The organism is Stenotrophomonas sp. Steno-Z10-HUANG, assembly GCF_056393075.1.
The window spans coordinates 86,778-113,087 of sequence record NZ_JBWJPA010000009.1 but is presented as its reverse complement, the minus strand read 5'-3'; the positions used below and the strand labels follow the sequence as shown (position 1 = coordinate 113,087).

Sequence of the window (26,310 nt, the reverse complement as noted above, 5' to 3'; positions counted from 1 at the left end):
CAAAGCCTAGCAGCCCGCCCCGCCGCAGGGCTGGGCCACAGGTCATGGACGGGCGCGCAGACCGCGCCCGGGCCCTGCGCGCCCGCGCTCCGCCGCGCCCGCGTTTGTGCGGCTTCCGCCAGCGGCTATGCTGGGCGCCGGCCGCGACCTCCGTTGCGCGGCGGTTTTTCCCGAAGGTCGTCCCGCGTGCCCGCTGCCCATCCGATTTCCCGCTGCCTGCATCCCCTCGCCACCGGCGCCCGCGCGCGACCACTGGCGATGGCCGCCGCGACGATCGACCTGGATACGTTCCTCGCGCATGTGCGCGGGGTGGCGGCACTGCTGCCGCCGGGGCGCCACGCGGTCAACCTGTGCGAGGACCGCTACCGTTTCCTGGTCGGTTTCTGCGCCATCGCCCTGCGTGGCCAGGTCAACCTGCTGCCGCCCTCGCGCGCGCCGGCGGTGGTGGACGACGTGCAGCGGCGCCACGAGCAGGCCTGGTGCCTGGGCGACACCGCTCCGGATCCGCTGCCGGCGGGCTGGTTCGCGTTGCCGGAGGTGCTGCCACGGCTGCCGGGCGAGGTTCCGTTGCTGGATGCGGCGCAGCTGGTCGCCATCGGCTTCACCTCGGGCAGCACCGGCGCGCCGGCGGCCAACCCCAAGACCTGGGGCGCGTTCGTCACCAGCACCGCGCAGAACCTGCAGGCGCTGGGCGACCTGTGGGGCGAGCGCATGCCGTCGGTGGTCGCCACGGTGCCGCCGCAGCACATGTACGGCATGGAAATGTCGGTGCTGCTGCCGCTGCTGGCGCCGGCGATGCTGCATGCCGGCCGCCCGTTCTTCCCGCAGGACGTGGCGCAGGCGCTGGCCGAAGTGCCCGCGCCGCGGCTGCTGGTCACCACGCCGGTGCACCTGAAGGCACTGGTCGAATCGGGCGTGGCGCTGCCGCCGCTGGCCGGCATCGTCACCGCCACCGCGCCGCTGCCGCAGCCGCTGGCCGCCGCGGCCGAAGCGCGTTTCGCCACGGAAGTGCGCGAGGTGTTCGGGTCCACCGAGACCTGCATCTTCGCCCGCCGCCGCACCGCCCGTGAACAGGCCTGGACGCTGCTGCCGGGCGTGCGCCTGGAGCCGCGCGACGACGGCACCCGGGTGCATGCACCGCACCTGGCCGAGCCGGTGCTGCTGGCCGATCTGGTCGAGCCGCTGCCGCACGACCGCTTCCTGCTGCGCGGCCGTCGCGCGGACCTGCTGGAGATCGCCGGCAAGCGCGCGTCGCTGGGCGACCTGACGCGGCGCCTGCAGGCGGTGCCCGGGGTGCGCGACGCGGTGATGGTGCAGCTGGACCCGGAGCCGGGCCAGGCGGTGGGGCGCATTGCGGCGCTGGTGGTGGCACCGGAGCGTGAGGAGGCGGACATCCTGCGCGAACTGCGCGCGGGCATGGACCCGGTGTTCCTGCCGCGGCCGTTGCGCCGGGTGGCGTGCCTGCCGCGCAACGAGACGGGGAAGTTGCCCAGAGATGCGGTGCTGGCGTTGCTGCGCGGCGGGGAATAGTTCTGCGGTTGCCGTTGCCGTGATTTTGCCGTTGCTCCCCGCATTTGACTTCCGGGTTCCCTTCCGCAGCGACGGAGCCGGCGGGAAAAACCCGGAGGGCGACGCACATGGATGTGCGTCGTTTTTCTACGCGACATGGATGTCGCGTAGAAAAATCCCGCCGGCGGAGTGGACCCGCGGCACGCAGTGCCGTGGGCGCGTAGGCAGGGCGTGCTTTCTCTTGGTTACTTCTCTTTGCACGAGCAAAGAGAAGTAACTCGCTCCTGCGAAGCAGGGGCGAACGCTCTGCTTTCAAGCTTCCGCTTAATGGTTGGCTCCGGCTCTGCCTATCGCTTTGACACAGACCTCCAAGGGATGCACAGCAAGGGCAGGAGCAGGATCAAAGGCTTTCGCTCCCCTTCGGGGCGCGAGCTACTTTTCTTTGCTCGTGCAAAGAAAAGGTAGCCAAAAGAAACACGCCCCTGCCTACGCGCCCGCCGCGCTACGCGCGCCGGGTCCACTCCGCCGGCGGGATTTTTCTACGCGACATCCCTGTCGCGTAGAAAAACGACGCGCGTCCATGCGCGTCGCCCTCTGGGTTATTCCCGCCGGCTCCGTCGCTTCGGAAGGGGACCCGGCAGTCAAAAGCGGGGAGCAACGGCAACGGCTACCGCAGCCGCGGTCAGGCGCCGTGTACCCCGTCGATCTCCACCCGCAGGTCGCGCCGGCACACTTCGGCGTGCAGCACGATGTACGCCACCTCCGGCGGCAGATGCCGCGCCAGCGCCTGCCGTATCGCCGGGATCTCCGCCGCGTCGCGCACGTACACCTTCAGCCGGCTGCCCGCGCCGAAATGCGCCGGCAGGGACGGCAGGCGCGCGCGCGCGGTGCCCACCAGCGCGTCGAGATTGGCGAACGTCTCCTCCAGCTGCCGCAGCGTGTCCTCGCCGTGCAGGGTGGCGTGGCCGACCACGCTGGCGGTGCCCGACAGCAGCAGCGGCACGCTGCTGCCCGGCGCGGCCAGCATGCCGCGGGCGAAGCTGGGCGACTGCGGGCCGTACTGCCGCGGGTAGCGCCAGGCGCTGACCTGGCGCGGGTTCTCCAGCGGCGTGCCCGGCACGCGCGCGGCCAGCCAGTAGACCTGCAGCACGCGCACGCCGTCGAGGCGGCCGATGGCGGTGGCCGCCGGCAGGGTGCCGGGGTCGATGGTGCCGATGCCGCGTGCGCGGCCCACGCAGAACTGGCGGTAGCGCTCGTCGTCGCCCTCGCCCTCGGTGATCGCGTCCAGGTAGTTCCAGATCCGCAGCAGGTGCGGATAGCCCTGCCGGGGCAATGACGACAGCAGCCGGGCATAGGCGTGCGCGCCGGCTTCCAGGATGCCGCCGTGGCGGACTTCGTCGATCTGCAGCGCGCCGAACATCAGCGCGCCGTCGCTGGCCCAGGCCAGGCCGTCGGCCTCGCGGCCGCTGTGCACCGTGCCGGCGCTGCGCCAGACCTCCAGCCGTGGTTCGCCTTCCGGTTGCAGGCCGACCTGCAGGTAGCGCGGGTCGTCGCTGGCCGGGGCGCCGTCGCCGGCCTGGAAGCCGAACACCGCCAGCACCCGGGGGTCGGCCAGCAGCGCGGGCAGCCGCGCCGGGTCGGCGTAGTCCACCTCCAGCCCGGCCGCGGGCGCGAAGCCGGATACCGCGTTCATCGCGCGCTCCGGCGACCAGGGCGGCCGGCAGCGCGGGCGGGCGGGGGAGCGGAAGCGGGGCAGGGGAGCAGGGACGTCATCGTGCGGGCGGATCGGTGCTGCAGAAACCGCCATGATACCGCGCGCGCGGTGAGGGCCATGGTTGCGCCGCGGGCGGTGATACCGGATCGTTGCGCATCAATCTCTTCATGGAAGTGGCAATGTCGCAACAAACCGAGGCCGAGCGCGAGCTGGCCGAACTGCTGGTCGAGAGCCTGAACCTGGAAGACGTGGACTCTGCGTCGATCGACCCGGAGGCGGCGCTGTTCAACGACGGACTGGGCCTGGATTCGATCGACGCGCTGGAGCTGGCGCTGGCCATCGGCAAGCGCTACGGCTTCCAGCTGCGTTCGGACAACGACGACAACCGCCGCATCTTCGCCTCGCTGCGCGCGCTGTCCGCGCACGTGCAGGCGCACCGCACCACCTGAACGCCATGAACCACGCCGGCCATGCGCCCGGCCCCGGGGCGGCCGCCCACCTGCTGCGGATCGCGTTGCTGCTGTCCTACCCGGTGCTGTCGCACGTGGCCAGCCTGCGCAGCGAGGGCGGCTGGGCGGCGCTGGCGCTGTTCGGGCTGGTGCTGCTGTGCCTGCTCGACGCACTCGGACGTCGCCGGCCGCTGGCATGGGCCGCGCTGCTTGCATCGGCGCTGCTGCTGGCCTGGTTGGGGCGCTCGCCGTGGGCGTGGATGCTGCTGCTGGCGCCACCGGTGGTGTTCCCGCTGCTGGTGGCCTGGGGCTTCGCGCGTTCGCTGCGGGCCGGCCGGGTGCCGTTGATCACCCGCATCGTGCAGGCGCTGCACGCGCGCGCCGGGGTGCCGGTGGAGCCACGGCTGCAACGCTATGCGCGGCGCCTGACCGCGGCCTGGGCGCTGCTGCTGGCGCTGCTGGCGGCGATCAACCTGGCGCTGGCGATGAGCGCGGTGCCCGACGGCCTGCTGGCCGCGTTCGGCCACCAGCCGCGCTGGCCGTTGAGCCACGCGCAATGGTCGTGGTGGGCGAACGTCGCCGATTGGGGCCTGATCGGCGGCTTCTTCGTCGCCGAGTACGCGCTGCGCTGCCGGTTGTTCCCGCACCGGCCGTACCGCAGCGCCGGCCAGTTCGTGCGCCAGATGGGGCAGCTGGGCCCGGCGTTCTGGCGCGACCTGCTGCGCTGAACCGGCGGGGCCGCGGGTATCCTGTGGCCCCCGCCGCCGCACGCCCCGCCATGCAGTTCAGCATCCATCCCGACCATCCCTGCCTGCCCGGCCATTTCCCGGGGCGGCCGCTGGTGCCGGGCGTGGTGGTGCTGGAACAGGTCCTGCGCGCGGCCGAGGCCGCGGCCGGGGAACCGCTGGGCGCGCTGCGCCTGCCGCAGGTGAAGTTCATGGCGCCGCTGTTGCCCGGGCAGGTCGCGCGGATCGAACTGGACGGCGCAGCGCCGCACTGGAAGTTCCGGGTGTGGCGTGGCGACGCGCTGCTTGCGCGCGGCGAACTGGTGGCCGGCGACGGGCCGGCGGCATGAGCGATGCCGACTGGAAGCGCCGTCCCGAGGGCGGTGGCCGCGCCGCGGTCCGCCTGATCGCGGCCATCGCCCGCCACGGCGGGCGTGGCATCGCCCGGCTCTGCCTGTACCCGATCACCGGCTACTTCCTGCTGGTACGCGCCAGCGAGCGCCGCGCCTCGCGCGCCTACCTCGGCCGCGTGCTGGGCCGCCGCGCCCGGCTGCGCGACGTGGCGCGCCATATCCACACTTTCGCCGCGACCATTCTCGACCGGGTATTCCTGCTCGGCGGGCGCATGGACCTGTTCGATATCCGCACCGAAGGCACCGGCGAGCTGCTTGCGCAACTGGACGAAGGCCGCGGCGTGCTGTTGTTCGGCTCGCACCTGGGCAGCTTCGACGCGCTGCGCGCGCTGGGCCGGCAGCGGCCGGACCTGAAACTGCGCGTGCTGCTGGACCGCGGCCACAATGCCGCCATCACCGAACTGCTGGCCGAGCTCGACCCCGGCCTGGCCGCGGGCATCATCGATGCCGGGCAGGGCGGGCCCGCGGTGGTGCTTGCGATCCAGCAGGCACTGCAGGAAGGGGCCATGGTGGCGCTGCTGGTGGACCGCGCGCGGCCGGGCGAAACCGCGCTGGCCGCGCCGCTGCTGGGCGCGCCGGCACCGTTCCCGACCGCACCGTGGCTGATCGCCAGCGTACTCAAGGCACCGGTGATGCTGGCCTTCGGCCTGTACCGCGGCGGCAACCGCTACGATCTGCTGTTCGAGCCGTTCGCCACGGCGGTCGACGTACCCCGCGCGCAGCGGGCCGAGGCGCTGTCGGCGCTGGTTCACCGTTATGCCGGCAGGCTCGAACACCACCTGCGCGGCGCCCCCTGGAACTGGTTCAACTTCTATGATTTCTGGCATTCCCAAGCCTCACTCCCCGCACCGCTGGATGGTGGCGGTGCTCCTGGCCGCGTGCAGCAGCGCGCCGGCGCTGGCGGCCGACGTTGATGCCGGCTGGATCCTGCGCCGGCTGGCGCAACCGGTGCCCAGCCAGACCGGCTTCGTGGAACTGCGCGGTTCGGCGCTGCTGAAGGAGCCGCTGCGGGTGGAAGGCCAGTACCGCCGCCCGGACCCGGCTACGCTGGTACGCGAAGTGCGCGTGCCCTACGCCGAAACCACCACCATCGCCGACGGCAAGGTCAGCATCGCCCGCGCCGGCAAGCCGCCGCGGGTGTTTTCGCTGCAGCGGGTGCCCGAGTTGTCGGACCTGCAGGCCAGCTTCGGTGCGCTGCTGTCCGGCGACCTGGCCGCGCTGGAGCAGGCCTATCGCCTGCAGGCATCGGGTACCGCGCAGCGCTGGCAACTGGTGCTCACGCCCACGGCACCGGCGCTGGCGGCGCGGGTACGCGCGGTGACGCTGCGTGGGCGCGAGGGCGAGCTGCGCTGCATCGAAACGCAACCGGCACGGGGCGAACTGCAGCGCACCCTGCTGGGCGCCGCGGCCACGGCCGCCGACCGCGTGCGCCGGGCCGATGCGCTGGCCACGCTGTGCCATGACGGCGCGCACGACGGCGCTGCCGCGGCCGGCCTGGACGGGAGCCGGCGTTGAAGCTGACCCCGCGCCTGCGCATCGGCCTGGCGATCACCTGGATGCTGCTGCTGGGCCTGCTCACCGCCTGGCTGAGCGGGCGCATGCAGGTCAGCGGCGACCTGCGCAAGTTCATGCCCGATGCGCGCACCCCGGCGCAGAAGCTGCTGCTCGACGAACTGGGCGAAGGCCCGGGCGCGCGGCTGCTGCTGCTGGCGCTGTCCGGTGCCGCGCCGGAGCAGCTCGCCGGGCAGTCGCGGCAACTGCAGCAGGCGCTGGCGGAAGACCCGCAGTTCGAGCTGGTCGCCAATGGCGGCCAGGCCGGGCTGGAGGCCTTCCCCGAGCGGCTGCTGCCCTATCGCTACCTGATCGACGCGTTGCCCGCCGATGCGTTCAGCGCCGATCGCCTGGGCGAGGAACTGCAGGCGCGGCTGCAGGACCTGGGCTCGCCGGCGGGGGCGCTGGTCGAGCCGCTGCTGCCGTCCGATCCCACGTTGCAGGTGCTGCGCGTGGCCGAGGCGCTGCAGCCGGCCAACGCACCGCAGCGCATCGACGAGGTCTGGTTCGACCGCAGCGGCCGCCAGGCGCTGCTGCTGGTGCAGACGCGCGCGGCCGGGTTCGACCCCGGCGCGCAGCAGCAGGCGGTGGACACCATCACGGCCGCGTTCGCGGGCATCACCGGCGACAGCGGCAGCCGCCTGGAGATGAGCGGGCCGGGCGCGTTCTCGGTGAAGATCGGCAACCGCACCGCGCGCGAGGCCGGCACCATCGGCACCATCGACACGCTCGGCATGATCCTGCTGCTGTGGATCGCCTACCGCAGCTGGAAGATGCCGATTCTGGGCTTCCTGCCGCTGGCCAGCGCCGGCCTGGCCGGGCTGTCGGCGGTGGCGCTGGCTTTCGATGGCGTGCACGGCATCACCATCGCCTTCGGCTTCACCCTGATCGGCGTGGTGCAGGACTACCCGATCCATTTCTTCAGCCACCAGCGCCCGGGCCGCTCGCCATGGGACAACGTGCGCGCGCTGTGGCCGACCCTGGGCACCGGCGTGGTCGCCACCTGCATCGCCTATCTCACCTTCCTGTTCTCCGGGGTCGACGGGTTGAAGCAGTTGTCGGTGTTCACCATCACCGCGCTGGCCACCGCGGCGCTGGCCACCCGTTACCTGCTGCCGGCGCTGGTCGACCCGGCGACCCGCGATTTCGCCGATTCGGCAGCCCTGGCGCGGCTGTGGCGCCACACCCGGCGGCTGCCGCGCCCGCGCCGTTCGCTGGCGCTGCTGGCGGTGGCGGCGCTGGGGGTGCTGGTGTGGGCGCCGGGGCCATTCTGGCAGAACGACCTGGGCAAGCTGACCCCGGTGGATCCGGCCGACCTGCAGCGCGATGCGCAGCTGCGCGGCGAACTCGGCGCGCCTGACGTGCGCTACGTGATCACCGTGCGCGGCGCCGACGCGCAGGCGGCGCTGGCCGCCAGCGAAGGCTTGCGGCCGGTGCTGCAGCAGCTGGTCGCCGATGGCGCGCTGGACCGCTACGACATGGCCGCGCGCTACCTGCCCAGCGCCGCGCTGCAGCGCCAGCGCCAACAGCTGTTGCCGGACGAAGCCACGCTGCGCGGCGCACTGGCCACCGCGGTGGCCGGGACCCCGTTCCGCGACGACGCGTTCGAGCCGTTCATCGCCGATGTGCAGCGCGCCCGCAGCGCACCCGCGCTGCAGCCGCAGGACCTGCACGGCACGCCGCTGGCCAGCGCGGTCGATGGCCTGCTGCTGCAGGGCCAGGGCCACGCCACCGCGCTGGTGTCGCTGAGCGGACTGCACGACGTGGCCGCGGTCGCCACCAGCGCGCGCCTGCACGGCGCCGAACTGCTGGACCTGAAGCACGCCTCCGAATCGCTGGTGGCCGAATACCGCGGCCGCGTGCTGATGGCGCTGGCGGTGGCGGTACTGCTGTTGTCGGCCACGGTGTGGGCCGCGCTGCGCTCGCCGCGCCGCGCGCTGCGGGTGCTGCTGCCGATGCTGCTGACCACGCTGGTGGTGCTGGCGCTGCTGCGCGCCAGCGGCGTCGAGCTGAACCTGTTCCACCTGATCGGGCTGATCCTCGCCGCCGGCCTGGGCCTGGACTACGGCCTGTTCTTCGAGCACGCCGGCGACAGCCACGCCGACCAGCTGCGCACCCTGCATGGCCTGCTGGTGTGCAGCGCGATGACGCTGCTGGTGTTCAGCCTGCTCGGGCTGTCCTCGATCCCGGTGCTGCGCGCGATCGGCAGCACCGTGGCGCTGGGCGTGGTGTGCAATTTCGTGCTGGCGCTGCTGGTCTCGCGCCACCCCTGGCAGGAGGCCGCCGATGCTGCGGCGTGAGGACATCCTGCCGCTGGTGCCGCACCAGGGCGACATGTGCCTGTGGGACGAAGTGCTGGCGTGGAGCGCCAGCGACATCGTCCTGCGCGCGCACAACCACCGCAATCCGGCGCACCCGCTGCGCAGCGACGGCCGGCTGCGCGCGGTCCACCTGTGCGAGTACGGCGCGCAGGCGATGGCGGTGCACGGCGGCCTGCGCGCGCGCCAGGGCGGCGGCGCGGTGCTGCCCGGCGTGCTGGTGGCGCTGCGCGACGTGCGGCTGCATGTCGCGCGCATCGACGATCTCGATGGCGCCATCGAAGCGACCGCGCAGGTCCTGGCCGAGACCGGGGCCAGCCAGCAGTACGCGTTCCGGATCAGCCACGGCGGGCGGCTGCTGGCCGAAGGACGCGCGGCGGTGATGCTGCAACCCGGACAATGAGCGCAACGACATGCAGGAAGAAATCGTGATGAATACGAAGCGACGCGCGCTGGTGACCGGTGGCAGCGGCGACCTGGGCGGGGCGATCTGCCGGCGCCTGGCCGCGGCCGGCGCGCATGTGATCGTGCATGCCAACGGCAACCTGGCGCGCGCGCAGGCGGTGGCCGCGGAGATCGCGGCCGCCGGCGGCAGCGCGCAGCCGGTGGCATTCGACGTGGCCGACGGCGAGGCCACCGCGGCGGCGCTGGAAGGCCTGCTGGCCGACGGCCCGATCCAGATCGTGGTCAACAACGCCGGGGTGCACGACGACGCGCCGATGGCCGGCATGGACGCGGCGCGCTGGCGGCGGGTGATCGACGTGTCGCTGCATGGCTTCTTCCACGTCACCCAGCCGCTGCTGCTGCCGATGGCGCGCACGCGCTGGGGTCGCATCGTCAGCGTCTCGTCGGTGGCGGCGGTGCTCGGCAACCGCGGCCAGACCAACTACGCCGCGGCCAAGGCGGCGCTGCACGGGGCCTCGAAGTCGCTGGCGCGGGAAATGGCCAGCCGCGGCATCAGCGTCAACGTCGTCGCCCCCGGGGTGATCGAAGGGCGGATGGCCGGCGATGCGTTTCCGCCGGAGCTGATCCGGCAGACCGTACCGGCCGCGCGCGCGGGCCGCCCGGAGGAAGTGGCGGCACTGGTGGCGTTCCTGTGCAGCGACGACGCCGGTTACGTCAACGGCCAGGTGATCGGCATCAACGGCGGCATGGGCTGAGCCGCGCGCAGGTGCAGCCGCTGGACCGGCTTCACCGCGGCTGCGCTTGCCCGCCCGCGCCGTCGTCGATCAGTGGCGGGTTGGCGCGGATGCGGCGGTGGACCCTGCGCACGTCGCCATGGCGCAGCGCCAGCCGCACGATGTGCACGGTGATCCGGGTCAGGTCGCGCAGCGGGCGGAAGTGGCTGGGGCGGAAGCACTCGTCGCGGTCGGCGCTGCGGTAGCGCGATTCGATCGGCACCGACACGCAGCGCGTGCCGAGCTGCCGCGCCGCCGAGATCAGCACCTGCGCCTCGAACACGAAATCCTCGCCGGGAATGTCGCGCATGGCGATCACCGCGGCCGGGTAGAAACGCTGGCCGCTCTGGCTGTCGGCCACCTGGTAGTGCGTACCCCAGGCCACGCCCCAGTCGCCGAACTCGTTGGCCAGGCGCCGCAGCAGCGGCTGCGAGGCGCGCTTGCGCAGCCGCGCGCCGATGACGATGCAGCCGGGGTGGCGGTTGGCGCAGGCCAGCAGCCGCGGCAGGTCGGCGGCCGCGTGCTGGCCGTCGCCGTCCATGGTCAGCACCCCGCGCAGGCCGCGCCGCACGGCTTCGGCGAAGCCGCTGCGCAGCGCCTGGCCCTTGCCGCTGCGCCGCGCATGGCGCAGCACGGTGACCGGCAGGTCGGCGATGCAGTCCACGGTCCCGTCGTCGGAGCCGTCGTCGACCACGATCACGTGCGGGCAGAACGCAAGCGCGCCGCTCACGACCTCGCGGATGCGCAGCGCTTCGTTCAGGGCGGGGATCACCACCGCCACGTCATCCGGGCCCAGCATGCGTTGCTCAGCCATGGCCGATCCCGACCTGCAGCCATTGTTCCGGCCCGGCCGGCAGCAGCACCTGGGGGCGCTCCAGCGCCAGCGCTTCGAGCAGCGGCAGCGCCGGCTGCATCGCGTTGCCGGCCAGCAGCCGGGTCAACGGCCCGGGCGCGTCGGCACTGCCGTCGCCGCTGCCGGTGGCCATCGCCACGCGCAGCGTCGGCAGCCCGGCGCAGGGGCTGTTCGACAGCACCAGGGCGACGCCCAGCAGGCCCTCGCTGGGGGCCATTTCGCCGAGCGGGCCACAGGCCGGGCCGTCGTAGGCGACCAGCAGCACCGCCTCGCTGCCGGCGGCCAGCTGCGCCATCGCTTCGATCAGGCCCTGCGCGAAACTGCCGCGGCCGGCGCTGATCGCGGTGGCCGGTACATGCGCGCCGGTGCCGATCGTCCAGTAGCCGGCGGCGGCGTTGTGCACCGAGTTGTGGAAGCGGGTGGGCGACACCGCGCGCGGGTCGCTGGCCAGCGTGGTGCACATGTAGTCGCTGATCGACATTTCGCCATGGGTGGACGCGAACACCGACGGCAGCGTCGCTGCCTCGCGCCCGGCCGCCTCGCAGGCGGCGAGCGCGGCTTCCAGCGCCACCGCCACCGTGGCCGGCGCGCGGCGGCGCTCGTTGGCGGCCAGCAGCAGCGGGGCCGGGCGCGCCGGCACCTGCGCTGGATGCACGCCGCCCCGCGCCCAGGCGCACGCCGCGTCCCAGTCGGGCAGCCCGCTGCCCCAGAATCCGATGCCTTCGACGACCGCCTCGCGCATGCCCCTCATCCCACCTTACTGAATACCAGCGAGCAGTTGTTGCCGCCGAAGCCGAAAGAGTTGTTCATCGCGTGGCGGATATCCGCCCGCGCATTGTCGAACCGGATCTGCGGTCCGCAGGCCGGGTCGGGAACCGTGCTGTTGAGCGTGCCCGGCAGCAGCCCGTCGGACAAGGCCAGCAGCGCGAACACCGACTCGACGATGCCGGCCGCGCCCAGGGTGTGGCCGGTCCAGCCCTTGGTCGAGCTGGCATGCAGCGACGGTGGGAACAGCGCCGCCACCGCGGCGGCCTCGATGCCGTCGTTGGCCGGGGTCGAGGTGCCGTGCAGGTTGAGGTAGCCCAGCTGCGCGGGCTCGAGCCCGGCGCTGTGCAGCGCCTGGCGCATCGCCAGGCGCGCGCCCAGCCCCTGCGGATGCGGCGCCGACATGTGGTGGGCGTCGCTGGATTCGCCGTAGCCGCCCAGCTGCAGCGCGGTCTCCGGGCCGGCGTCGGCGCGTTCCAGCACCGCATAGCCGCCGGCCTCGCCCAGCGACAGCCCGCTGCGGCGCGCGTCGAACGGCTGGCAGGGCGCCGTGGCGACCAGCTGCAGCGAATGGAAACCGAACAGCACGCTGCCGCACAGGGTATCGACGCCGCCGACCAGGGCGGCATCGGCGAAGCCGGCATGGATCAGCCGCGCGGCCTGCGCGAACACCTTGGCGCTCGACGAACAGGCGGTGGCCACGGTCACGCACGGGCCGCCGAGCCCGGTGGCGGCGCGGACGAAATCGCCGAGCGCGTGCGGGGTGTGGATGCGCGGGCGCTGCAGCTCCGGCGGGAAATGCGCCACGCCCGCTTCATCGGTGTGCAGCCGCGCATATGCCGCTTCGGTGGCGCCGATGGCCGAGGTGGAGGTGCCCATCACCACCGCCACGCGGTGCGCGCCGTGGCGGGCGACAACCGCGGCCACCGCGTCGAGCAGGCCGTCCTGCTGCAGCGCCAGCCATGCCAGCGCGTTGTTGCGGCAGTCGAAGCCGGCCAGCGCCGGCGGCAGCGTCACGTCCTCCACGCCGTCGACGCGGCCGATCCAGCAGTCCAGCGGGTCGTTGCCGAAGTCGTTGCGGCGCAGGCCGCTGCGACCGTGCGCCAGCGCCTGGCGCTGCGCATCCAGTCCCGCGCCCAGCGCGGTGGTGGCGCTGTGCGCGAGGATGTTCAGCGGGAGCAGGCGCGGTGGCATTGCGGCGGTCACGCGGTCTTCCGGACATGGGGCGGGGCGCGAGTATATCGGGGTGCCCGTCCACCGTACGGCGTCCCGGCAGGGTGATGGCGTGCGCATTTCTTGATGAAAATGAATGAAGCTCCGGCAAAGCCGCGGACGGCTGCGTACGGCAATGCCTTTCACCGGCGTCGGGTTTCCGACACAATCTCCTGCATTCCCAAGCAGGGCAACGCCCGCGGGCATGCAAGCCTACGTCTACAAAAGCCAACGCAAGCCGGACACCTACGTCTACCTTGCCAAGCGCGACGACTTCGACGCGATCCCGGCCACGCTCGGCGCCACCCTGGCACCGTTCGCGTTCGTGCTGGAAGTCGCGCTGACCCCGGAACGGCGGCTGGCCCAGGCCGACGCCGCGCTCGTGCGCGCCAACCTGGTCACGCACGGCTTCCACCTGCAGTTGCCGCCGCAGCCCCTGGCGCCGGTGAAGATCGCCCGCATCGACGGCCGCGATGACTGACGCCCGCCGCAGCCGTGCCCTCGGCGCGCTGGCGCTCGGCGGGTTGCTCGCGCTCGCCACCGCGTTCGGTGGCCTGCCGGCCGCCGTGTGCGGCCTGCTGGCGCAGCCGGCGTTCGCGCTGGCGGTGTCGTGGTGGCGGCGCACGCGCGCCACCGCGCCGCTGGCCGCGCTGCCGCGGCACGACCTGCCGGGGCTGCTTGTGGTCTGGGCCGCGGGCACCGGGCTGCTGGCGCTGCTGGTGTCCTGGCCATTGGCGGCGCTGCACGACAGCGGCAGCCTGCAGGCGGTGCTGGCACTGTGCGTGGCGCTGAGCATCGCGGTGGCGGCGCTGTGGCGCACCTGGCCGCTGTGGCAGGCGCTGGAGCGCGAAGGCGGCACCCTGCGCGCGCAGGCCCAGGCGTTGTCCGCGCGCGCCATGGATTCGTGGCACGGCATCGGCGCGGCGCTGCTGCTGTGCCTGCTGTGCGCGGCGGTGGTGGCGCCGGCCTGGCCGGGTCTGCTCGGCGACGGCCTGCGCTGGCCGCTGGCCATCGCCACCGTGCTCCTTTCGCCGTTGCTGCACGCTGCGCTGCAGGCGTTGCCCGCGGCGCCAGCGGCCGCGCCGGCGATGGCGACGCCGGCGTTCGATCCGTTCGCCGAGGCCCTGGCCGAACCGGCGCCGCTGGAGCCGATGGCGCAGCACGAATGGGTGCCGCAGCTGTACGAGGCCGCGCGCGCCGGACGCGTGGACCGCGCCCTGCAGCTGCTCGACGCCGGCGCCGATCCGCATGCGCCGCCGCCGGCCGATTCGCGCGACCAGCGCAGCCTGGTGGTGCTGGCCGCGGTGCTGCCCGACCTGCGCCTGCTGCGCGCGCTGATCGGCCGCGGCGTGGACGTGAACCTGGCCCATCGCGGCATGACCCCGCTGCTGGCGGCCACCCGCGACAGCTGGCACGGGCGTCCCGAGGCGGTGATGACCCTGCTGGCCAACGGCGCCGATCCGCGCGCCACCGACGCCGACGGCAACACTCCGCTGCACCATGCCGCGCGCAGTTCCGACCCCGGCGTGGCCGCACTGCTGCGCGATGCCGCGGCCGAGATCGACGCGCTCAACCACGACGGCCACAGTCCGCTGGCGGTGGCCTGCCAGGCCGGCAACTGGCGGCTGGCGCGGTTCCTGCTCGAGCGCGGCGCCAAGGTGGAGCCCGCCGACGGCGTGCCGGTCCTCATTCCCGCCGCGGCCACCGAAGACGACGATGCCGCCGGCGTGCAGCTGCTGCTCAAGCACAAGGCACGGCTGGACGCGCGCGACCGCCGCCGCCGCAGCGCCCTGCACGAGGCCGCCGCGGCCGGCCATGGCGACATCGTCGATGCGCTGCTCGCGGCCGGCGCCAATGTCGAACCGCGCGATGCCGCCGGCCGCACGCCGTGGCTGGACGCTGCCGCGCATGGCCATGCCGGCGTGCTCGAGCGCCTGCTCGCGCACAAGCCCGATGTCACCGCGGTCGATGGCGAGGGCTGCAACGCGGTGCTGCTGGCCTGCCGCGCGGAGAACGTGACCGCGGCGCTGGTGCGGCGCCTGCTGGACCTGGGCATCGCCGCCGATGCGGTCGCCGCCGACGGCCGCCGCGCCATCGACCACGCGGCCGCGGCCGGGCGCTGGAGCATCGTCTCGCTGCTGGACCCGGCCTATCCGCTGCCCGCCGCGGTCAGCGACGCGCTGGCCGGCACCGACGCCGGCGATGGCGCCGCCGCGGCGCCGCCGCTCAACGACCGCCCGCCGCTGACCCTGCTGCGCGAGGCGCTGGCCTTCGGCAACACCGAGGGCATGGCGCCGCTGGCGCGGCTGTGTTCGGCGCGCGAGCTGGGCACCCTGCTGCACGCCGTGGAACTGGCGCTGCAGCCGCGCGTGGTCGACTGGCTGCTGGCCCACGGTGCCGATGCCGAAGTGCTCGACGCCTGCGGCGACACGCCGATGTTCGCGTTGCTGGCGCGCGGGGTGGATGCCATCCCGACGCTGCAGGTGCTGCTGCGGCACGGCGTTTCGCCCGCCGGGCGCGGTGGGCTGGGGCGCCTGTTGGCCGCCTGCGTGCAGCACGACCAGGGCTCGCGCGGTACCGAACAGTTCGTACTGGAGCTGCTGGAGCGCGGCGCCGATCCGTTCGGCGGCTCGCCTGCCGGCGATCCGCCGCTGGCGCTGGCGGTACGCCTGGGCTGGTTGAAGGTGCAGCACTGGCTGCTGGTGCACGGGGCGGACCGCGAAGCGCGCGACAGCCACGGCATGACCGCGTTGCACCTGGCCACCGCGCTGGCACGCGAGGCGTCGCTGAAGCAGCTGGTGATGCAGGGCGCCTCGCCGGACGCGCGCGCCGCAGACGGGCAGACGCCGCTCGGCGTGGCTCTGTCCAGCGGTCGCCGCGACCTGGCCGACTGGCTGGACTGGCGCGGCTGGCCGCTGCCGCTGCGGCCGCTGCGCGAAGCCGACGTGCCGGCCGCGGCGATGGCCGGCGATGCCGACGCCGTGCGCCGGCTGATCGAACTGGGCCTGCCGGTGGATGCGGTCGATGCGCAGGGCTGCACCGGCCTGCTGCGCGCGGCCGGTGGCGGCCACGTCGCCACCGTGGACCTGCTGCTGGCGCGCGGCGCCGATCCGCAGCATGCGGCCGCCAGCGGCGCCACGCCGCTGTCGGCGGCGGTGAGCATGCGCCAGGCGGCCATCGTCACCGCCCTGCTCGACGCCGGCGCGCGCATCGACCACCGGCTGCCGGGCGGCGTCACCGTGCTGATGCTGGCTGCCGCGCTCGGCTTGCCCGACATCGCCGCCAAACTGCTGACCGCCGGCGCCGACGTGCACGCCGGCGACGACCAGCAGCTGGCGCCGCTGCACTGCGCCGCGCTCTACGGGTTCACCGCGCGCGACCGCACCCGGCTGCTGGCGCTGCTCGACACCCTGCTGCTGGCCGGCGCCGAGCCGGACCAGGCTTCGGCCGGTACGGTCACCCCGCTGCTGCTGCTGCTGGGCGCGCGCGCCGAGCCGGGCACCGCCTGCGACGAGCAGGTGGTGCTGGCCGCGGTCGAACGCCTGCTCGATGAAGAAGTGGCGCTGGACGTGCGCGATCCGCGCGGCTTCGGCCCGCTGCACCTGGCCGCGCTGCATGGCCTGCCGTTGCTGGTGCAGCGCCTGCTGCGCGCCGGCGCCGACCCCGACCTGCGCGACGCGCTGGGCCGCAGCCCGCGCGAGATCGCGGTCATGCGCGGCTTCATCGACGTCGCCGGCGAGTTCGAGCCGGCGGTGCCGGGGGTGTCGTCGATGGCCCGGTTCCTGCGCGACCGCGGCTGAGCGCGGCCCGCCCGCGACCCTGGCGGCCGCCGCTGTCGCAGGCCGCCGCGCCGCGGTTTCAGTCGCCGCTGCCGCGGCGCGCGGGCCTCATTCGCGGTTCGTCGCCGGCCGCTCCGGCGTCCCGTCGTCCTCGCCGTCGCCGGCATCGGCCTCGAACAGCTGCATCAGGTCGGCGCGCGCATCGCGCGAGGTCTGCATCACCGCCGCCTCGTCGTCGTAGACCAGGTGCTGGGCCTTGAGCAGCTTCTCGTCATGCTCGCGGAAACGGCGCACGTGCTCGCGCGCGGTGTTCTCGGCGATGCCCAGCGCGGTGAGCACCCGTTCGCTGATCTCCAGGCTCGACCCGAACACTTCGCGGAACGGCTCGGCCGACATGTCCATCAGCTTCCAGGCGTGCTGGCGGTTGCGCGCGCGCGCCAGCACCTTGGCCTGCGGGTACAGCCGTCGCACCAGGCGCACCGCGCGCAGGTTGGTGTCGGGGTCGTCCATGGCCATCACGAACACCCGGATCTGGTCGCCGCCGGCCGCGCGCAGCAGGTCTGGCCGGGTGGGATCGCCGTAATACAGATGGTTGCCGAAGCGGCGCAGGTCTTCCACCGTACCCGGGTCGGCTTCCAGCGCGACGAACGGGATGCGCTGCGCGGTGAGCAGCCGCGCGACGATCTGGCCGAAGCGGCCCATGCCCGCGATCAGCACCTGCGGGTGCTGCGCCTGGGCCTCGTTCAGGTTGTCCGGCGCGCGTTCCGGGCCCCGGTTCGGGGCGCGCGGCCGCACAAGTTGCTTGAGCCCGATCATCAGCAGCGGGGTCAGCGCCATCGACAGGCTGACGATGGCGACCAGGCGGTCGTGGTTGATGCGCCCCAGCAGGTTGACGCGCTCGGCCTCGTTGAACACGACGAAGGCGAACTCGCCGCCCAGCCACAGCACGCTGCCCAGCATCAGCGCGCTGCGCAGCGGCATCCGCGCGGCCAGGCCGATCAGCACCAGCAGCCCGAATTTCACCGCCAGCAGCACGCCGACGCCGATCGCGATCACGGTCGGCTCGGCGGCGATCCGCGCCAGGTCGATGCTCATGCCCACGGCGATGAAGAACAGCCCCAGCAGCAGGCCCTTGAACGGCTCGATCTGCGACTCGATCTCGTGGCGGAACTCGGAGTCGGCCAGCAGCACGCCGGCCAGGAACGCGCCCAGGCTCGGGCTCAGCCCGGCCTTCTGCATCAGCCATGCGGTGCCCAGCACCACCAGCAGCGCGCTGGCGGTGAACACCTCGGGCATGCGCGTGCGCGCGACCATGCCGAACAGGTGGCGCAGCACCGGCCGGCCCAGCAGGATCACCACGGCCAGCGCGCCGACCGCGGTGGCCACGTTCTGCCAGGTCAGGGTCTCGTTGCGGATCCCGCCCAGCAGCGGAATCGCCGCCAGCAGCGGGATCGCGACCAGGTCCTGGAACAGCAGGATGGCGAAGCCCAGCCGCCCGTAGTCGGTGTTCAGGGCCTTGTGCTCGGACAGCAGCTGCAGGCCGATCGCGGTGGAGGACAGCGCCAGCGCGGTGCCGATCACCAGCGCGCTCTTCCACTGGAAGTGGTACAGCAGCAACAGCCCGCCGAGCACCCCGGCGGTGACCAGCACCTGCAGCGCGCCGCCGCCGAACACCGTGCGCCGCATCACCATCAGCCGCGACGGCGAAAGCTCCAGCCCGATCACGAACAGCAGCATCACCACGCCGATCTCGGCGGCGTTGAGGATGCGGTCGGCGTCGTGCACGAACGCCAGCACGTGCGGGCCCAGCACCACGCCGGCGGCCAGATAGCCCAGCACCGCGCCCAGCCCGAAGCGCTTGAACACCGGCACGGCGATCACCGCCGCCAACAGCAGCACCAGGGCCAGTTCCAGACCGCCGCCATGCATCGGGATCACGCTCGGAGAATAGAGAAGGGGAAAGGCGGAGCGGCAGCCGGGGCGGGCGCATGCCGATGCCTGTACGAAAGAGTACCGCGCGCCCGCGGCCTTGGAAAATTTCACGGCACGCCGCTTGACCGCGCCGCGCGCCGGTCGCAGACTCGCGCAGCCGCCGGCCCCTGCCGTCGCGGCGACCCTTCGGAGTCCCACCCATGCCCAGCGACAGTACAAGTCGATCTCGTCCGACGTCGGTGACGGCCAACGCCTGAGTGGGTGTTTCGCCGCTGCCGGCGTTGCGCCCGCAACCCAGCAGCCGACCCGGTCGGCAAGGCGAAACACGATGAACCAGAAGCAACTCCTGCGTCCGGCAGCGGACGCCAGCGCCCTGGGCGCACCCCTGGCCGGGTTCAACACCGCCGACGCGGTGGTCTATCTCAACCAGCTCGAACAGGCCGAAGCCGGCGCGGTGCTGGCGGCATTGCCGTTGCCGCGCGCGGTCAAGCTGCTGGAAGCGCCGGAGCTGCAGCATGCCGGCGAGCTGGTCGCGGCGATGCCGCCGGCCCGGGCCGCCGCGCTGCTGGGGCTGATGGCCGACGACCGCGCCACCGACATCGTCCATGAGCTGGACGAGGACGAGCGCGCGCGGCTGATCCCGCTGCTCGACCCGGCCGCGCGCCGCTCGATCCAGCTGCTGCTCAGCTACCCGCCCAACACCGCCGGCGCACTGATGACCACCGAGTTCGTCAGCGTCCCCGCCGACTGGACCGTGGCGCGCACGCTGCAGCACATCCGCGAGGTCGAGCGCAGCCGCGAGACGGTCTACGCGATCTACGTGCTCGACCCGCGCACCGCGCAGCTGCTGCAGGTGGTGACCATGCGCCGGCTGATCACCGGCGCGCCGTCGGACTCGATCCTCGACGTGGCCCAGGTCAACCCGCCGGTGAGCGTCGGCCCGGAGCTGGACCAGGAGGAAGTGGCGCAGCTGATCCGCCGCCACGACCTGCTGGCGATCCCGGTGGTGGACGCGCAGCGGCGCATGCTGGGCATCGTCACCGTGGACGACATCCTCGACGCGCTGATCGACGAATCCACCGAGGACGTGCACAAGTTCGGTGGCGTCGAGGCGCTGGACCGGCCGTACATGCAGATCGGGTTCTTCGACATGATCCGCAAGCGCGCCGGCTGGCTGAGCGTGTTGTTCCTGGGCGAAATGCTCACCGCCAGCGCCATGCAGCACTACGAGGACGAACTGGCGCGCGCGGTGGTGCTGACCCTGTTCATCCCGCTGATCATGAGTTCGGGCGGCAACTCGGGTTCGCAGGCGACCTCGCTGCTGATCCGCTCGCTGGCGCTGCATGAACTGCGCCTGCGCGACTGGTGGAAGGTGGCGCTGCGCGAACTGCCGACCGGCGCGGTGCTGGGCGGCATCCTCGGCCTGCTGGCCATCGCCCGCATCAGCATCTGGCAACTGACCGGCCTGCACGACTACGGCGCGCACTGGAAGCTGCTGGCGCTGACCATCGGCGCGGCGCTGGTGGGCATCGTCACCTTCGGCTCGCTGTCCGGGTCGATGCTGCCGTTCGTGCTCAAGCGGCTGGGCTTCGACCCGGCCAGTGCGTCGGCGCCGTTCGTGGCCACCCTGGTCGACGTCACCGGGCTGGTCATCTACTTCAGCATCGCGGCGATGATCCTCGGCGGAACGCTGCTGTAGCGGGCAAGGGCCGGTTGGCACGCACGCGGCACGTGGCCGGCGTCGGCGCCGCCGGCGCTGCCACGGCAGGCGCGGGGCAGGGCTCCGGTGCCGTCGCCTGGGTGACGCCAGGCGCTGCCCACCGGCGTCACGCGCCGCCGATGGCCGCCCGTGGGGCGCGGTGCGCCCGGCCGGCACGGCCCGGCGTGCCCCGCCGCCTGCCGTCGCGACGGGCGCGCAGGGCACCGTGCCGCTTGATCGTGCTCATGCCGCGGGTACCACGACGCGTGTACCTTTGACCGCGTTCCCGTTGCCGGCATCGCGATGAGCACCTACCACCTGCAGACCGTGTTCCGTCCCCGTTCCGTGGCCGTGGTCGGCGGCAGCCCGCGCGAGCGCTCGGCCGGGCGCGCGGTGGTGCGCAACCTGCGCGCGGGCGGCTTCGCCGGGCAGATCGGCTGGGTCAACCCGCGCCACGCCGAGATCGACGGCATGCGCACGGTCAAGCGGCTCAAGGACCTGCCGTGGATACCGGACCTGGTGGTGGTGACCACGCCGGCGGCGATGGTGCCGCAGGTGGTGGCCGCCGCCGCCGGGCTGGGGGTGGCCGCGGCCATCATCCTCACCGCCGGGCTCGGCCGCGGCCCCGGCTCGCTGGCCGCGCAGGTGGAAGCGGCGGCGCGGCCGAAGGGCATGCGCATCCTCGGCCCGCACTGCCTGGGGGTGATCGCGCCGCACGCGCGGCTCAACGCCTCCATCGCCGCGCACACCCCGCAGGCCGGCGACCTGGCGCTGATCTCCGAATCCAGCGCGATCGCCGCCGCGCTGGTGGAGTGGGGCGTGGCACGTTCGATCGGGTTCTCGGCGGTGGTGTCGCTGGGCGACGCGCTGGACGTGGATTTCGGCGACCTGCTCGACTACTTCGCCGCCGACTACCGTACCCGCGCGATCCTGCTCTACGTCGACCAGATCAGCGACGCCCGCAAATTCATGTCCGCCGCGCGCGCGGCGGCGCGCGCCAAGCCGGTGGTGGTGGTCAAGTCCGGGCGCCAGCCGCGCAGCGCCGGGGCGCGCGCCGAGACCCACGCGCAGACCCTGGCCGCATCCGATGCGGTGTACGGGGCGGCGTTCAACCGCGCCGGCCTGCTGCGGGTGAACGCGCTCGACGAACTGTTCACCGCCGCCGAGACCCTGGGCCGGCTCGGCACGTTTCCGGGCAACCGGCTGGCGATCCTCAGCAACGGCGGCGGCATCGGCCGGCTGGCGGTGGACCAGCTGCAGGCCCTGGGCGGCACCCTGGCGGCGTTGTCGCCGGCGACCGTGGCGCACCTGGACCAGGCGCTGCCGCAGGGCTGGTCGCGCGACAACCCGGTGGACATCATCGTCGATGCCGGCGGCGACCGTTACGCCGCGGCGGTGGAGGCGCTGCTGGCCGACGAGGCCAACGACGCGCTGCTGGTGGTCAACGTGCCCACCGCGTTCACCTCGTCGGCCGATGCGGCGCAGGCATTGACCCGCACCCTCGGGCTGCGCTCGCGGCAGCTGCGCGACAAGCCGGTGTTCGCGGTGTGGCTGGGCAACGACGAGCAGGCCACCGCCACGCTCAATACCGCGCGGGTGCCCACCTATCCCAGCGAGGCCGAGGCGGTGCGCGGGTTCCAGCACCTGGTGCGCTACCGCCAGGCGCAGGCGGCGCTGATGGAGACGCCGCCCAGCCTGCCGGCCGATTTCGTGGTGGACGCGGCGGCCGCGCGCGCGCTGGTGGAGTCGGCGCTGGCGCGCGGCCAGCAGTGGCTGGACCCGGTGGCCACGCACGCGCTGCTGCAGGCCTATGGCATCCCGTCGCTGGCGGTGATGGTCGCGCGCGACGCGCACGAGGCGATGGAGCTGGCGCAGCCGCTGCTCGAGCGCGGCGCGACCGTGGCGGTCAAGGTGCTGTCGCCGGACATCCCGCACAAGTCCGACGTCGATGGCGTGCGCCTGAACCTGGGCACGCTGCAGGCGGTGCACATGGCGGCGACCTCGATCCTGCAGCGCGCGCGCGAACTGCGCCCGCAGGCACGCATCGAGGGCGTGCTGCTGCAGCAGACCCTGGTGCGGCCCAAGGCGCGCGAACTGATCGCCGGCATCGCCGACGATCCGGTGTTCGGGCCGGTGCTGGTGTTCGGCCGCGGCGGCACCGCGGTGGAAGTGATCGACGACAAGACCCTGGCGCTGCCGCCGCTGGACCTGCGCCTGGCGCACGAGGTGATCGGCCGCACCCGGGTCTCGCGCATCCTCAAAGCGTACGGCGACGTGCCGGCCGCCGACGAACGCGCGGTGGCGCTGGTGCTGGTCAAGCTGGCGCAGCTGGCCGCCGACATCCCCGAGATCCGCGGCCTGGACCTCAACCCGCTGCTGGCCGACCGCGACGGGGTGATGGCGCTGGACGCACGCATCGCCATCGCCCCGGTGCGGCGCCTGCACAAAGGCCGCGGCCATCCGCGCTTCGCGATCTTCCCGTATCCGACCGAATGGGAGCGCAACATCGAACTGTCCGACGGTGCCCGCGCCTTCGTGCGCCCGGTGCGGCCGGAGGACGACGCGCTGTTCCGCGCGTTCTTCGCCCGCGTCACCGACGACGACCTGCGCCTGCGCTTCTTCCAGTCGGTCAAGCATTTCAGCCACGAGTTCATCGCACGCCTGACCCAGCTCGACTATGCCCGCTCGATCGCGCTGGTGGCGATCGACCCGAAGAGCGGCGACATGCTCGGCGCGGTGCGCCTGCACGCCGACGCCGACTACGACCGCGGCGAGTACGGCATCCTGATCCGCTCCGACCTCAAGGGCCACGGCATCGGCTGGAAGCTGATGCAGATCATGATCGAGTACGCCGGCTGGCAGGGCCTGAACGTGGTCGAGGGCCAGGTGCTGCGCGAGAACAGCACCATGCTGGCGATGTGCCGCACGCTCGGTTTCAAGGTCAAGCCCGATCCCGACGACCCGGCGATCATGAACGTCACCCTGCCGGTGCATTCCACGGGTGACGGTACCGGCTGAGTGCCAGCGGCGCGACAATAGGCGCCATGCACACCACCGCCGCCGGGAATGCTCCCGGGAAGATCCCGCTGCTGTTGCTGCCGGGCCTGCTCAACGACGCCGAGCTGTGGCGCGCGCAGATCGCCGACCTGTCCGGCATCACCGACTGCATCGTTGGCGACCAGACCCGCGGGACGACCCTGCAGGCGGTGGCCGCCGACGTGCTGGCGCAGGCGCCGCCGCGCTTCGCGCTGGCCGGGTTCTCGCTGGGCGGCTTCGTCGCCCAGCAGATCCTGCGCGTCGCCCCGCAGCGGGTCGGGCGGCTGGCGCTGATCGGTACTTCGATCCACGCCGATTCGCCGCAGCGCGCCGCGCAGCGCCGCGCGCAGCAGGCCAGCGTGCGCCTGCCCGGCACCTTCCACGGTTTCGGCGACCGGCTGATGCGCAGCTACATCGATGCCTCGCGCCTGCACGACGAGGCGCTGGTGCGGCGCGTGCGCGACATGACCACGCGCCTGGGCGCGGCGGTGTTCCTGCGGCAGAGCGCACTGGAACGGCGCGATGGCCACGACGTGCTGGCCGCCTACCGCGACCCGCTGCTGATCGTGTGCGGGGCCAACGACCGCATCACACCGCCGGCGGTCAGCGAGGAAATGCACGCGCTGGCGCCGCACTCGCGGCTGTTGCTGCTACCCGGCTGCGGGCACCTGGCGCCGATGGAAAAGCCCGATGAGGTCAGTGCGGCGCTGCGCGACTGGTTGCTGGCACCGGGCTGAAGCGGCGCGCCTGATCCAGGGATTGCGCCTGGCGGGCGTGGTGCCAGGCGTGGCGCACCCGCCAGCGGGCCTCGTCCCAGGGCACCGCCAGCGCCGGTGCATGGCGATGGTAGCTGTCCTGCAGCGCGCGGTAGAGCTGCTCCTCGCTGGCGTGCGGCCATGCCCGGTAGAGCTCCAGGCCCATCTGCAGCAGTCGCCGGTACTGCTCGAACGCGTGCCGGCCGAGCCGGCCGATGGCATGGACGCTGCGCCAGTACGCCATCTCCGCGTCCACATCCAGGCCGTGGTGGTCTGCACCGTGCGGGTTCTGCATGAGCGGTCTCCGTTCGCGGTCCGCCCCCTGTGGCACGGATGCTACGACCGCGTCGGCGCCGGGTTCAACCCGCGGCGCATTCAGTCCCCCGCGCTGGCCGTGTCGAGCTGGGCGATGTCCGCGGCAGACAGTGCCAGCCGCGCGGCGGCGAGCACCTCGTGCAGCTGTTCCACGCCGGTGGCGCTGACGATCGGCGCGGTGATCCCGGGCCGCGCGATCAGCCACGCCAGCGCGACCTGCGCCGGTGTCGCCCGGTGCGCGGCGGCGATATCGTCGAGCGCGGCGAGGATGCGCAGGCCACGCGCATCCAGGTAGCGCGCGACCACCCTGGCACCGCGCGCGCCGCTCTTGCCGGCGTCGTCGGCGCTGCGGTACTTGCCGCTGAGGAAGCCGCTGGCCAGCGCGTAGTAGCCGATCACCCCCAGCCCCTGTTCGCGCGCCAGCGGCTCCAGTTCCGCTTCGTAGCCGGCACGGTCGTAGAGGTTGTACTCCGGCTGCAGGCTCTCGTAGCGCGGCAGGTGGTAGTCGGCCGATACCTTCAGCGCGTCGCGCAGGCGCGTGGCGCTGTAATTGGAGGCGCCGATGGCGCGCACCTTGCCGGCCTCGACCAGGCGCGCGAAGGCGCCCAGGGTCTCCTCCAGCGGCACCGACGCGTCGTCCTCGTGCGCCTGGTACAGGTCGATCACGTCGGTCTGCAGGCGCCGCAGCGAATCCTCCGCCGCAGCATGGATGTTGCCGGCCGACAGCCCGGGGCGCTCGGCCCATTTGCCGACCTTGGTCGCCAGCACCACCTGGTCGCGCTTGCCGCTGCGCCGGAGCCAGCGGCCGATCATGGTTTCCGACTCGCCGCCGGTGTTGCCCGGCACCCACGCCGGATACACGTCGGCGCTGTCGACCAGGTTGAAGCCGGCCTCGACGAATGCGTCCAGCAGGGCGAAGGCGGTCTTTTCGTCCACGCTCCAGCCGAACACGTTGCCGCCGAAGGCGACGGGGGCCACCTGCAGGCCGGAACGGCCGAGTTCGCGTAAACGGGTCATGCGCAGCTCCTTGGCGTCGGCGCTCCAGCATATACGCAGCGGCCGGCGGCCCGCCGCGCACGCATGCTAGGCTCGCCGGACTCCAACCGTGGAATCTCCCGATGAAGACCATTGCCCCGCTGGTTGCCGCCTGTCTGCTGTTCGCCGCCCTGCCTGCCGCCGCGCAGGACCACGCACACGCCGGCCACGACCACGCCGCCATGCATGCTGCGCCGGCCGCGTCTGCGTCCGCGCAGCTGCAGGCCGCGGTCGGCGGTGACTGGCGCAGCCCGGCCAATACCGCGCGCGACGCGTACCGGCACCCGCTGCAGACTCTGGAGTTCTTCGGCGTGCAGCCGCAGCAGACCGTGGTCGAGATCACCCCGGGCGGCGGCTGGTACGCCGAGATCCTCGCGCCCTACCTGCGTGCCCACGGCCAGTACGTGGCCGCGGTGGTCGACCCGATGGCGCTGCCGGCCGGCAAGGGCCGCGACTACCAGCAACGTACCCGCGACGGGCTGGAGAAGAAGTTCGCCGCCGCGCCGGCGCTGTTCGACAAGGCCACCGTGGTCGCCTATGACCCGGCGGCGCCGGTGCTGGGCAAGCCGGGTTCGGCCGACGTGGTGCTGACCTTCCGCAACGTGCACAACTGGCGCGCGGCCGACCAGGCCGAGGGCATGTTCCGTGCGTTCTTCGCGGTGCTCAAGCCCGGCGGCACGCTGGGCGTGGTGGAACACCGCGCCAAGGCCGACGTCGCCGCCGACGACAAGAGCGGTTACGTCGGCCAGGCGCAGGTGATCGCCATGGCCGAAGCCGCCGGCTTCAGGCTGCAGCAGAGCAGCGAGATCAACGCCAACCCGCGCGACACCAAGGATCACCCCAATGGCGTGTGGACGCTGCCGCCGTCCAACAACCACGACGCCGCCGATGCCGCCCGGTACAAGGCGATCGGCGAAAGTGACCGGATGACGCTGCGCTTCGTGAAGCCCTGACCGGGGCCGAACGCAGGGCTGGGCGCGTGGACGCCCGCGCGGCACGCCTTGCCGGCGGCCGCGCGCCCTGCCGTTGCGGCCGGTTGCACAGCGCGGGGATGACGCCGCGGCTGCGGCCA

The 26,310-nt window shown here is 73.0% G+C and carries 22 protein-coding genes; 15 read left to right on the top strand and 7 right to left on the bottom strand.

Annotated elements, in window-relative coordinates:
• The first annotated feature begins 258 nt into the window (after positions 1-258).
• On the top strand, positions 259-1,530 hold the full coding sequence (locus tag AC06E6_RS12860; RefSeq protein ID WP_240212544.1) for an AMP-binding protein: 1,272 nt from the start codon (positions 259-261) through the stop codon (positions 1,528-1,530).
• A 661-nt stretch (positions 1,531-2,191) separates the two neighbouring features.
• Here AC06E6_RS12860 and AC06E6_RS12855 read toward each other — a convergent pair.
• Positions 2,192-3,202, bottom strand: coding sequence for a chorismate transformation FkbO/Hyg5 family protein (locus AC06E6_RS12855; RefSeq protein WP_345778727.1), 1,011 nt, complete (start codon positions 3,200-3,202; stop codon positions 2,192-2,194).
• Between the two features lie 200 nt (positions 3,203-3,402).
• Between AC06E6_RS12855 and AC06E6_RS12850 the strand changes: the two genes are divergently transcribed.
• Genes AC06E6_RS12850 through fabG form a run of 8 tightly spaced genes read left to right on the top strand, consistent with a single transcriptional unit; the run spans position 3,403 to position 9,839 of the window.
• Positions 3,403-3,672, top strand: a complete 270-nt coding sequence (locus AC06E6_RS12850; RefSeq protein WP_240212543.1) for a phosphopantetheine-binding protein — start codon at positions 3,403-3,405, stop codon at positions 3,670-3,672.
• A 5-nt stretch (positions 3,673-3,677) separates the two neighbouring features.
• Entirely contained in the window at positions 3,678-4,400 is a 723-nt protein-coding gene (locus AC06E6_RS12845; protein ID WP_104939921.1) for a ketosynthase, read from the top strand.
• A 50-nt stretch (positions 4,401-4,450) separates the two neighbouring features.
• Complete coding sequence (locus AC06E6_RS12840; protein WP_104939920.1) at positions 4,451-4,747, top strand: ApeI family dehydratase; 297 nt, start codon at positions 4,451-4,453, stop codon at positions 4,745-4,747.
• The gene (locus AC06E6_RS12835) at positions 4,744-5,724 is read left to right on the top strand and encodes an LpxL/LpxP family acyltransferase (protein WP_240212542.1); all 981 of its coding nucleotides are present in this window, start codon (positions 4,744-4,746) and stop codon (positions 5,722-5,724) included. The genes AC06E6_RS12840 and AC06E6_RS12835 overlap by 4 nt, the downstream gene beginning before the upstream one ends.
• Positions 5,666-6,325, top strand: a complete 660-nt coding sequence (locus AC06E6_RS12830; RefSeq protein WP_275692528.1) for a LolA-related protein — start codon at positions 5,666-5,668, stop codon at positions 6,323-6,325. Before AC06E6_RS12835 ends, AC06E6_RS12830 begins: the two co-directional genes overlap by 59 nt.
• Before the next feature lie 41 nt (positions 6,326-6,366).
• Complete coding sequence (locus AC06E6_RS12825) at positions 6,367-8,661, top strand: MMPL family transporter (RefSeq protein WP_240212561.1); 2,295 nt, start codon at positions 6,367-6,369, stop codon at positions 8,659-8,661.
• Positions 8,648-9,082, top strand: a complete 435-nt coding sequence (locus AC06E6_RS12820) for a hotdog family protein (RefSeq protein WP_240212540.1) — start codon at positions 8,648-8,650, stop codon at positions 9,080-9,082. Before AC06E6_RS12825 ends, AC06E6_RS12820 begins: the two co-directional genes overlap by 14 nt.
• A 28-nt stretch (positions 9,083-9,110) precedes the next feature.
• Positions 9,111-9,839, top strand: a complete 729-nt coding sequence (fabG, locus tag AC06E6_RS12815; RefSeq protein WP_240212539.1) for a 3-oxoacyl-ACP reductase FabG — start codon at positions 9,111-9,113, stop codon at positions 9,837-9,839.
• A gap of 31 nt (positions 9,840-9,870) precedes the next feature.
• Here the strand turns inward: fabG and AC06E6_RS12810 are convergent, their stop codons facing one another.
• Genes AC06E6_RS12810 through AC06E6_RS12800 form a run of 3 tightly spaced genes read right to left on the bottom strand, consistent with a single transcriptional unit; the run spans position 9,871 to position 12,669 of the window.
• Positions 9,871-10,671, bottom strand: a complete 801-nt coding sequence (locus AC06E6_RS12810; RefSeq protein WP_240212538.1) for a glycosyltransferase family 2 protein — start codon at positions 10,669-10,671, stop codon at positions 9,871-9,873.
• Positions 10,664-11,452, bottom strand: a complete 789-nt coding sequence (locus tag AC06E6_RS12805; RefSeq protein ID WP_240212537.1) for a beta-ketoacyl synthase chain length factor — start codon at positions 11,450-11,452, stop codon at positions 10,664-10,666. Before AC06E6_RS12805 ends, AC06E6_RS12810 begins: the two co-directional genes overlap by 8 nt.
• Positions 11,453-11,457: 5 nt before the next feature.
• On the bottom strand, positions 11,458-12,669 hold the full coding sequence (locus AC06E6_RS12800) for a beta-ketoacyl-[acyl-carrier-protein] synthase family protein (protein ID WP_478061614.1): 1,212 nt from the start codon (positions 12,667-12,669) through the stop codon (positions 11,458-11,460).
• A 223-nt stretch (positions 12,670-12,892) separates the two neighbouring features.
• On the opposite strand from AC06E6_RS12800, the gene AC06E6_RS12795 reads away from it, so the two are divergent.
• Positions 12,893-13,168, top strand: a complete 276-nt coding sequence (locus AC06E6_RS12795; RefSeq protein WP_240212536.1) for a YcgL domain-containing protein — start codon at positions 12,893-12,895, stop codon at positions 13,166-13,168.
• The gene (locus AC06E6_RS12790; protein ID WP_240212535.1) at positions 13,161-16,487 is read left to right on the top strand and encodes an ankyrin repeat domain-containing protein; all 3,327 of its coding nucleotides are present in this window, start codon (positions 13,161-13,163) and stop codon (positions 16,485-16,487) included. Before AC06E6_RS12795 ends, AC06E6_RS12790 begins: the two co-directional genes overlap by 8 nt.
• A gap of 87 nt (positions 16,488-16,574) precedes the next feature.
• Here AC06E6_RS12790 and AC06E6_RS12785 read toward each other — a convergent pair whose 3' ends face one another.
• The gene (locus AC06E6_RS12785; RefSeq protein WP_161614635.1) at positions 16,575-18,395 is read right to left on the bottom strand and encodes a monovalent cation:proton antiporter-2 (CPA2) family protein; all 1,821 of its coding nucleotides are present in this window, start codon (positions 18,393-18,395) and stop codon (positions 16,575-16,577) included.
• Positions 18,396-18,726: 331 nt separating this feature from the next.
• Here AC06E6_RS12785 and mgtE point away from each other — a divergent pair, with 331 nt between their 5' ends.
• The 3 genes from mgtE to AC06E6_RS12770 all read left to right on the top strand — a co-directional run bounded on the left by mgtE (position 18,727) and on the right by AC06E6_RS12770 (position 23,870).
• On the top strand, positions 18,727-20,097 hold the full coding sequence (gene mgtE / locus AC06E6_RS12780; RefSeq protein WP_104939913.1) for a magnesium transporter: 1,371 nt from the start codon (positions 18,727-18,729) through the stop codon (positions 20,095-20,097).
• A 303-nt stretch (positions 20,098-20,400) separates the two neighbouring features.
• Positions 20,401-23,115 carry a bifunctional acetate--CoA ligase family protein/GNAT family N-acetyltransferase gene (locus AC06E6_RS12775; protein ID WP_240212534.1) on the top strand — a complete coding sequence of 905 codons (2,715 nt, stop codon included), beginning with the start codon at positions 20,401-20,403 and terminating at the stop codon, positions 23,113-23,115.
• Between the two features lie 26 nt (positions 23,116-23,141).
• Positions 23,142-23,870 (top strand): alpha/beta fold hydrolase, encoded by a 729-nt coding sequence (locus tag AC06E6_RS12770; RefSeq protein ID WP_240212533.1) that lies wholly within the window; start codon positions 23,142-23,144, stop codon positions 23,868-23,870.
• Here the strand turns inward: AC06E6_RS12770 and AC06E6_RS12765 are convergent.
• The gene (locus AC06E6_RS12765; protein ID WP_240212532.1) at positions 23,830-24,183 is read right to left on the bottom strand and encodes a hypothetical protein; all 354 of its coding nucleotides are present in this window, start codon (positions 24,181-24,183) and stop codon (positions 23,830-23,832) included. The two genes, AC06E6_RS12770 and AC06E6_RS12765, sit on opposite strands and share 41 nt — an antisense overlap.
• A gap of 80 nt (positions 24,184-24,263) precedes the next feature.
• Positions 24,264-25,220, bottom strand: a complete 957-nt coding sequence (locus AC06E6_RS12760; RefSeq protein WP_240212531.1) for an aldo/keto reductase — start codon at positions 25,218-25,220, stop codon at positions 24,264-24,266.
• Positions 25,221-25,321: 101 nt separating this feature from the next.
• Here AC06E6_RS12760 and AC06E6_RS12755 point away from each other — a divergent pair, with 101 nt between their 5' ends.
• Positions 25,322-26,191, top strand: a complete 870-nt coding sequence (locus AC06E6_RS12755) for a class I SAM-dependent methyltransferase (RefSeq protein ID WP_478061584.1) — start codon at positions 25,322-25,324, stop codon at positions 26,189-26,191.
• Positions 26,192-26,310: the final 119 nt, after the last annotated feature.